Here is a 7,464-nt window from a genome sequence, read left to right as displayed (position 1 = left end):
GGGTGTAGGTGACTGGTACTAATAGGCCGAGGACTTACCAACGAAGAAGCTACGCGTCCACTGTGCGGTATCTGAAACAACACACGCAACCCTTCAACCCTCTCTCTTTGTGGGGGGTGTGTGGGGGTGTGGATAGTTTCATAGAGTTACGGCGGCTATAGCGGTGGGGAAACGCCCGGTCCCATTCCGAACCCGGAAGCTAAGGCCACCAGCGCCGATGGTACTGCACTCGACAGGGTGTGGGAGAGTAGGACACCGCCGGAACATCCTTGCGGAAGGCCCCCAACAACAGTTGGGGGCCTTTCTGCATTTATCCGGTGCTTTGCACAGGCCTTACCGAAATCGACAGTGTGGCAACCGAATTCCAGGTAGGCGAGTGGATTCGGATTGCGGTCGCCGTCGTGACCGCGAATACCGCGTCACCGCCACGCTGAGTTGTTATCGCACATGGGTTTTCGCCATGGCGCGACACGCGGTTCGCGCGACCGGGCTAGGGGCGAGTACCTGTGGCCCACAGTGGCGTCGTTTCCACCCGTGACAGCCGCCAGCCCTCCGCCAAGCGAACCGCGTCGAAGCGGTAGATCTCGCCGAGGGTGTACTGCGGCTCCGGCACAGCGGTCGTGGCCGGCGCGAAGGTGGCGATGAGATTCGCCCGCACCTCTGCGGTATCGCCGTGCAGATCGATCATCACATTGGTGATGAAGTGCTGAATGCGCTTGTCATCGGAGTGATTCCGGCTCGCCTGCGCGATGAGCGCGGCGCGACCCTCGGCTTGGCCGCCGGGAGTTTTCGCGGTCGCGTCGGCGGTGTAGATCGTGTGGAAGTCATCGAAGCGCCCCTCATCCAGGACACGGCCCAATTGGTTGACCAGTCCGGTGATCTCGTCGCGATCCACCAGTTCGCGGAGCTGGTGGGTGTCGTCTCTGGTGGCGGTGGTGCAGGCGGCGAGCAGCGCCAGCGGCAGTGCGGCGAGGGGGAGGAAGCGACGGATCTTGCTCATCGGAAGAACCTTTCGAGCTACACGTTGGTCACTCCAACGTTGGTGAGCCCAACAGTAATCGATTGTGGGTGTGACCAACAAGTCTTGCTACATTGCTCTCATGGAGATCGCGCACGAGGACACACCGGGCAGGCTGCGCGCCCTGCCCACCCGACTGGTCAACCAGGTGGCTATCCTCGCCAATCGGGCGACCGAACGCGCCTTCGAAGCAACCGGATCCCGCCGCTACCACTACGCCCTGCTCAGCACGCTCGGCGAATTCGGCCCCGCCAGCCAGGCCGATCTCGGCCGTCGCACCCGCATCGATCGCAGCGATATCGTCGCCGCGCTGAACGATCTGGCCGAACGTGGCTTGATCGAACGCACCCCGGATCCGAGCGACCGTCGCCGCAATATCGTCACCATCACCAAGGCGGGCACCCGCCACCTGGACGAACTGGACCAACGAATCGAGGGTGCTCAGGACGAACTACTCGCTGCCCTTTCGGTCGCCGAGCGCCGTGAACTCGTCCGGCTGCTCACCCGGATCCTCGATGATCGTGTGCAGGGGTGATCGGGCCATTATTTCCGCAGGCCGGGGGTGGGGCGCACGGAGCGAGCAACTAAGCTGCATCCGTGAGTCTTGTGCTGCTACCTGCTGTCGATGTCGCCAATGGAGAGGCCGTGCGCCTGGTTCAGGGGGAGGCGGGCAGCGAAACCAACTACGGCTCCCCGCGCGACGCGGCACTCGCTTGGCAGGAGGCTGGGGCGGAGTGGGTGCATCTGGTCGATCTCGATGCGGCATTCGGCCGTGGTTCCAATCGGGAACTGCTGGCCAAGGTCGTCGGCGAACTCGATGTCCAGGTGGAGCTGTCTGGGGGCATCCGCGACGACGAATCCCTGGAAGCCGCGCTGGGTACCGGCTGTGCCCGGGTGAATCTCGGCACCGCCGCGCTGGAGGATCCACAGTGGTGTGCCCGCGCCATCGCCAAGCACGGTGAGCGCATCGCCGTCGGTCTGGACGTGCGGATCGTCGACGGCGAACACCGGCTGCGCGGCCGTGGTTGGGTCAGTGACGGCGGCGATCTGTGGGAGGTGCTCGAACGCCTCGAGCGCGACGGTTGCTCGCGCTACGTGGTCACCGACGTGACCAAGGACGGCACCCTTACCGGTCCCAACCTGGATCTGCTGCGCGATGTCTGCGCCGCCACCGACGCGCCGGTCATCGCCTCCGGTGGCGTCTCCACCATCGAGGATCTGATTGCCATCGCCGAACTGGTGCCCGAGGGTGTCGAGGGTTCGATTGTCGGCAAGGCGCTCTACGCGGGCCGCTTCACGTTGCCCGAGGCGTTGGCCGCGGTCCGCTGACGATTCGATGACCGCCAACCGCCTCGACACCGAATTACCGGCCCTGATCGACGTCGCCGGCGACATCCTCGATGCGGTAAGCCCGCGTTTCGTCGAGGGGGTCGGCGCGCCGAGCGTGGTGGCCAAGGGCCGCAACGACTTCGCGACCGAACTCGATCTGGAGTTGGAGCGCACCATCTCAGCCCAGCTCGAGCAGCGCACCGGAATCGAGGTGCACGGTGAGGAATTCGGCGGTCCGCAGCTCACGTCGGGAACGGCGTGGGTGCTCGATCCGATCGACGGCACCTTCAATTACTCATCGGGACATCCCCTTTCGGGCATGCTGCTCGCGCTGGTGCACAACGGGGAGCCGTTGCTCGGGCTGACCTGGCTGCCATTGCTTGGCCAGCGTTATGTGGCGGCCATCGACGGTCCGGTGCTGCTCAACGGCCAACCGCTGCCGCGGCTGCCGCACGGGAAGCTGGGCGAGGCGATGATCGGCTTCGGTGCGTTCAATGTGGACTCCGCCGGACGCATTCCCGGCCGATTCCGTTTCGACCTGCTCGGTCCGCTGAGCCGACTGTCCTCGCGGGTGCGCATGCACGGTTCCACCGGCATCGACCTCGCGTTCACCGCAGCGGGTGTGCTCGGCGGCGCGATCGTCTTCGGGCACCATCCGTGGGACAACGCCGCGGGCGTTGCGCTGGTACGCGCGGCGGGCGGGGTGGTCACCGACCTGGCCGGGGAACCGTGGACCATCACCTCGGGCTCGGTGCTGGCCGCCGCGCCGGGGGTGCACGAGGAGCTGCTCGAAATGATTTGCACGGTCGCCGACGATGCATGAGGCGGCGTACGAAGGACACTGGGGGATGGCAGCCGGCGGAGCCGGTGGGGTGGATGAACACAGCATGATTCGAAGGAGGGTGAGCTGATGACATTGGCGGTACGCGTGATTCCGTGCCTGGATGTCGACGCGGGCCGGGTGGTCAAGGGCGTCAACTTCGAAAACCTCCGGGACGCGGGCGATCCCGTCGAACTGGCCGCAGCCTACGACCTGCAAGGCGCGGACGAGCTGACCTTCCTCGACGTCACCGCCTCCACCGGCGACCGCGGCACCATGATCGATGTGGTGACCCGCACGGCCGAGCAGATCTTCATCCCGCTCACCGTCGGCGGCGGTGTACGCACGGTCGAGGATGTCGACCGGCTGCTGCGTGCGGGTGCGGACAAGGTCTCGGTGAACACCGCCGCCATCGCGCGCCCCGAGGTCTTGCGGGAAATGTCAGAGCGCTTCGGCTCCCAGTGCATAGTTCTGTCGGTGGACGCCCGCACCGTTCCGGACGGTCAGCCCGACACACCCTCCGGCTGGGAGGTCACGACGCATGGTGGTAAGCGCGGCACCGGTATCGACGCCATCGAATGGGCTGTGCGCGGAGCCGAACTCGGCGTCGGCGAGATCCTGCTCAACTCGATGGATGCCGACGGCACCAAGGCGGGCTTCGACCTGCCCATGATCAAGGCCGTCCGCGAAGCGGTCTCGGTGCCGGTGATCGCCAGCGGCGGTGCCGGTGCCGTCGAACACTTCGCCCCCGCCGTCCAGGCCGGCGCGGACGCGGTCTTGGCCGCCAGCGTCTTCCACTTCGGCGACCTCACCATCCCCCAAGTAAAAGCCGCCATGCGCGCCGAACAAATCGTCGTCCGCTAGCCCGCCCCCACACTGGCGCATAACCAATGACTGCCTCGCAAGGTATAACCTCTGCGAGGTTATCAGCAGATATGCGACAGCCCAGTCAGACTGGAGAATGGGTGGCGTCGGGGTGGGTTGCAAGGGGCGTGAGTGTCGGGATTGCGTTGTCTCCGTTCGCCCTTGATGCTGCCGACAATGCGGTAACAGTGCCGTTGCGTTGAGGTGGGAGGCTGCCGGGGTCAGGCTGTGTTCGCTGTGGTTCGGTCTCGAAGCGAACGACCGATGTAGCTGTCGCCCAAACAGATCCGGCCCCCGCAGCCGATCGTCACGCACCTGGCAGGTCCTCGGTGAGCTGAATCGCACTCGCACAGCTAGAGATTCTTTCGGATAGTTCGGCCGCCACGCCGCAGCGGTGATTGCTATCTGCCCGACAGTTACCCAGGCTTACCGACCATGTCCGCCACGTGTCCCGCATGTTCCTGGCCATCGCCGATACTGGTGTCGACACATGGTTCGGTTCGCTATCTACGTTGCGTCTGTGGCACATGGCTGGTTGCCCACCGCGGCGGGGTGAACTTGGTCGCCGGCCGGGCCGCCTGCGCCAAAAAGCCGGTGGCCGAACATCTCGAACTGATTCCGCTGCCGGAGAAGTAGAACCTATCGCGTCGGGTGTTATTTCGTCAGTACACGATGTGTTCCGGCGAGGAGCCCCCTGTATAACGGTGATATGACTCTCGATCCCGCCATCGCCGCCCGGCTCAAGCGCAATGACGCCGGACTCGTCGCCGCGGTCGCGCAGGAGCGCGGCACCGGCGATGTGCTGATGGTTGCCTGGATGGACGACGAGGCACTTGCCCGCACGCTGGAAACCCGCAAGGCGACCTACTATTCGCGTTCCCGTCAGCAGTACTGGGTCAAGGGCGAAACCTCCGGCCACACTCAGTACGTGCACGAGGTGCGTCTCGACTGCGATGGCGACACGATCCTGCTTGTCGTCGACCAGGAGGGCGCGGCCTGCCACACCGGCACGCACACCTGTTTCGACTCCGATCTACTGCTCGCTGATACCTGAGCAACTCGCCCGACCGCTACGGATTCGGCTACTCGTCGCGCTCCTCGATCGCCCGCGACCCGCCGTTGGACTGGCTCAGCGTGTGGCTGAGCTGCCTGACGAGCAGCTCGCTGAGGTCGGCGAGCTGCACCGTCTGTGCGGGATCGAGACCGTCGAATACCAACTGCCGCACCGCATCCAGATAGCCGGGCGCCGCCTCGACGACCTTCGAGTACCCGTCGTCGGTGAGCACCGCATGCACGCCGCGTCGGCCGGCGGTTGCTGACCGTTGCGCCCAGCCCATTCGCTCCAGCTTCGACACCACATGGGACAGTCGCGATAGCGATGCATTTGCTTTGTGGGCAAGATCACTCATCTGCAGCCGATGGCCGGGCTCCTCGGATAACAGCGTGAGTACCCAGTATTCGAAATGCGTCAGTCCGGACTCGCGCTGCAGCTGGGTATCCAGAGCGCCTGGTAGACGCGTCATCAGCGCTACGATTGCGCGCCAAGCTCGTTGTTCTTCCGGGTCGAGCCACTTCGTCACTGGTGCCTTCTTTCGAGCCAAGTGACGTCTTCTTGTTAGCGAACCTAGCGATTAATGAAAGGCATGTTCACGGTCACTCGCGCAGATGAGTTTGCCACGACTTCGCTCGACCGTCATGAACTTGGTTCGCGACGTGAGGTCACTCACAGAGCCGAATGGTGTGTCGATTACGTGTCCCTAGGTAGCCATCGGTGTTTGCGAAGTGGCGGCGGGCGGTGTCGGCGCTGCGGGCTTACCCGGATGCTTGCGCCGCCATCGTCCTCGGCCGATCAGGCCCACTGCGGTGAGGAAAGTCGCGAGCGCCACGATGGCGCCGGCCAGCGACGCGCCACGGAAGGCGGGCGCGTCGACGTCCAGAATCCGTTCGCCGGCATGTGCGGCATCATTGTTGCCGAGCACGATCGATAGTGTCATCAGATTCGGAATCGCGACGATCACTGCGAGCAACGCGGCGGCACCCGCGATGAATTTGCCGGCTCGCCGCTTCCAGATCAGGGTGGCGAGCAGAAGGAGAAACAACGGGATCGCGGTGCCGAATAAGCCGAATGCCAGTCCCCAGCCGATGCCTCTGCTGAAACTGCCACTGACCAGTTCGGCGATGCGCTGCGCCCACCAGCGTGGAATAAACGCCGCCAGAATGAGGTAGGTGATGATCAGTACGGCGATGACCGCCAGCGTGCCGATGATCCGCGTGCGCCACGTGGCCAGCGTGGATTTCTGTTCGTCCGGCCGAACCTCGCTCGAAGTCATGAATCCAGCGTATGCCCGGCAATCAGAAGTTCAACGGCGATGGACCTGGCGTTTTTTTGCGGTGGCCGGCGCGGTATCGGCAATAGGGCTAATGCAGAGCGCGCTCGCGTAGAAACTTCAGCGCCTCGTCCGCGTGCGCATTGGCCCGCAACTCGCCGGTGATCACCTTGGCGACTGTGCGATCCCGGTCGATCACGAATGTCTGCCGCTTGACCGGTGCGAGCTTGCCGAGTAGTCCGCGCTTCACCCCGAATGCCGAGGCGACCTTGCCGTCGGCGTCCGATAGCAACGGGTAACCGAGGTTCTGTTCGGACGCGAATCCGGCCTGGGTGTCGACGCTGTCGGTGCTGATGCCGACGCACGATGCGCCCAGCGCCGCGAATTCGGCCGACACATCACGGAAGTGGCACGCCTCCGCCGTGCAGACCGGCGAATTCGCGGCAGGGTAGAAGAACAGCACCAGTGGACCGTTCGTGAGCAGCGCTTCGAGCGAACGCGGTGTGCCGGATTGATCGGAAAGCTCGAACTCCGGAGCGTGCTGGCCTGCCTGCATAGTGTGGACAGTACCGGGCGCGAGGTCGGTTTGCCGCCCGCGTTCGGTCTCGTCATACCGGGGACCGGAATGACGGGTTCCTATTACGGCTAAGCGCCGATGAGCGCGGCGACCTCTGGATTTTGATTTCCATGACATCGAGAATTCCGTGTGCGCAGGAGCGGCCTGAGTTCCCTGATCCGGTCGCTATGGGTGGCATATTCATCCGGAAAAGTGGTGCTTGTCCAGGGCTTCCAATGCCTTCGCATAGGTGACGAAGGAAGCTGGCGCGTTCACCTGGTTTGAGCTCGGTGCTCCGCCCAGCGCATGCCGGCCGACCATCCGCGGGGGCTGACCGGGCATACCGCAGCCGGCGGCGTGCCGCCCGTCCGGTGCACCTGGTTGCGAGGGGTACACCAGTTGTCTCCTCTCGAAATAGGTACCGCGGGTGAGGTCGAACGGGGCGAGTGTGGTGACGGCTGTCACCAGTCCCTACAGCCGTGGGAACCGGACAGTTGGTTCAGGAGGGTGGGACGCGCCGACAAGGCTGTCGGCGCCGCCTGGGATGATG

The 7,464-nt window shown here is 64.4% G+C and carries 10 protein-coding genes and 1 rRNA gene; 6 read left to right on the top strand and 5 right to left on the bottom strand.

Annotated features, from left to right (window positions below):
- Window positions 1-147: 147 nt before the first annotated feature.
- Window positions 148-264, top strand: a 5S ribosomal RNA gene (gene rrf, locus AB0L63_RS23040).
- A gap of 226 nt (window positions 265-490) precedes the next feature.
- Here rrf and AB0L63_RS23035 read toward each other — a convergent pair.
- Window positions 491-1,000 (bottom strand): nuclear transport factor 2 family protein, encoded by a 510-nt coding sequence (locus AB0L63_RS23035; RefSeq protein WP_364504412.1) that lies wholly within the window; start codon window positions 998-1,000, stop codon window positions 491-493.
- Window positions 1,001-1,070: 70 nt separating this feature from the next.
- Here AB0L63_RS23035 and AB0L63_RS23030 point away from each other — a divergent pair, with 70 nt between their 5' ends.
- From AB0L63_RS23030 to hisI, 5 genes are all read left to right on the top strand, one after another.
- Window positions 1,071-1,553 carry a MarR family transcriptional regulator gene (locus tag AB0L63_RS23030; RefSeq protein ID WP_364504409.1) on the top strand — a complete coding sequence of 161 codons (483 nt, stop codon included), beginning with the start codon at window positions 1,071-1,073 and terminating at the stop codon, window positions 1,551-1,553.
- 62 nt (window positions 1,554-1,615) lie between these two features.
- A complete protein-coding gene (priA, locus tag AB0L63_RS23025) occupies window positions 1,616-2,347 on the top strand; it encodes a bifunctional 1-(5-phosphoribosyl)-5-((5-phosphoribosylamino)methylideneamino)imidazole-4-carboxamide isomerase/phosphoribosylanthranilate isomerase PriA (protein ID WP_364504406.1) in 732 nt (243 codons plus the stop codon).
- 7 nt (window positions 2,348-2,354) lie between these two features.
- The gene (locus AB0L63_RS23020; RefSeq protein WP_364504403.1) at window positions 2,355-3,170 is read left to right on the top strand and encodes an inositol monophosphatase; all 816 of its coding nucleotides are present in this window, start codon (window positions 2,355-2,357) and stop codon (window positions 3,168-3,170) included.
- Window positions 3,171-3,257: 87 nt separating this feature from the next.
- Window positions 3,258-4,031, top strand: coding sequence for an imidazole glycerol phosphate synthase subunit HisF (gene hisF / locus AB0L63_RS23015; RefSeq protein ID WP_364504400.1), 774 nt, complete (start codon window positions 3,258-3,260; stop codon window positions 4,029-4,031).
- Window positions 4,032-4,740: 709 nt separating this feature from the next.
- Window positions 4,741-5,085, top strand: coding sequence for a phosphoribosyl-AMP cyclohydrolase (gene hisI, locus AB0L63_RS23010; protein ID WP_364504397.1), 345 nt, complete (start codon window positions 4,741-4,743; stop codon window positions 5,083-5,085).
- 28 nt (window positions 5,086-5,113) lie between these two features.
- Here the strand turns inward: hisI and AB0L63_RS23005 are convergent, their stop codons facing one another.
- From AB0L63_RS23005 to AB0L63_RS22990, 4 genes are all read right to left on the bottom strand, one after another.
- Window positions 5,114-5,554, bottom strand: a complete 441-nt coding sequence (locus tag AB0L63_RS23005) for a MarR family transcriptional regulator (protein ID WP_364504457.1) — start codon at window positions 5,552-5,554, stop codon at window positions 5,114-5,116.
- A 234-nt stretch (window positions 5,555-5,788) separates the two neighbouring features.
- On the bottom strand, window positions 5,789-6,361 hold the full coding sequence (locus AB0L63_RS23000; RefSeq protein WP_364504394.1) for a permease: 573 nt from the start codon (window positions 6,359-6,361) through the stop codon (window positions 5,789-5,791).
- Between the two features lie 88 nt (window positions 6,362-6,449).
- A complete protein-coding gene (locus AB0L63_RS22995; RefSeq protein ID WP_364504391.1) occupies window positions 6,450-6,914 on the bottom strand; it encodes a peroxiredoxin in 465 nt (154 codons plus the stop codon).
- 201 nt (window positions 6,915-7,115) lie between these two features.
- The gene (locus AB0L63_RS22990; RefSeq protein WP_364504388.1) at window positions 7,116-7,379 is read right to left on the bottom strand and encodes a hypothetical protein; all 264 of its coding nucleotides are present in this window, start codon (window positions 7,377-7,379) and stop codon (window positions 7,116-7,118) included.
- Window positions 7,380-7,464: the final 85 nt, after the last annotated feature.

This window comes from Nocardia sp. NPDC051990, from assembly GCF_040680755.1.
Classification (GTDB): Bacteria; Actinomycetota; Actinomycetes; order Mycobacteriales; family Mycobacteriaceae; genus Nocardia.
Note: the sequence above shows the minus strand (reverse complement) of the source record. Positions and strands in the feature narration are given on the sequence as shown.

What these genes read in the sequence shown, in the direction of transcription:
- AB0L63_RS23035 (WP_364504412.1), bottom strand. Translation starts at nt 1,000, where the DNA reads ATGAGCAAGATCCGTCGCTTCCTCCCCCTCGCCGCACTGCCGCTGGCG.
- AB0L63_RS23020 (WP_364504403.1), top strand. Translation starts at nt 2,355, where the DNA reads ATGACCGCCAACCGCCTCGACACCGAATTACCGGCCCTGATCGACGTC.
- hisF (WP_364504400.1), top strand. Translation starts at nt 3,258, where the DNA reads ATGACATTGGCGGTACGCGTGATTCCGTGCCTGGATGTCGACGCGGGC.
- hisI (WP_364504397.1), top strand. Translation starts at nt 4,741, where the DNA reads ATGACTCTCGATCCCGCCATCGCCGCCCGGCTCAAGCGCAATGACGCC.
- AB0L63_RS23005 (WP_364504457.1), bottom strand. Translation starts at nt 5,554, where the DNA reads ATGACGCGTCTACCAGGCGCTCTGGATACCCAGCTGCAGCGCGAGTCC.
- AB0L63_RS23000 (WP_364504394.1), bottom strand. Translation starts at nt 6,361, where the DNA reads ATGACTTCGAGCGAGGTTCGGCCGGACGAACAGAAATCCACGCTGGCC.
- AB0L63_RS22995 (WP_364504391.1), bottom strand. Translation starts at nt 6,914, where the DNA reads ATGCAGGCAGGCCAGCACGCTCCGGAGTTCGAGCTTTCCGATCAATCC.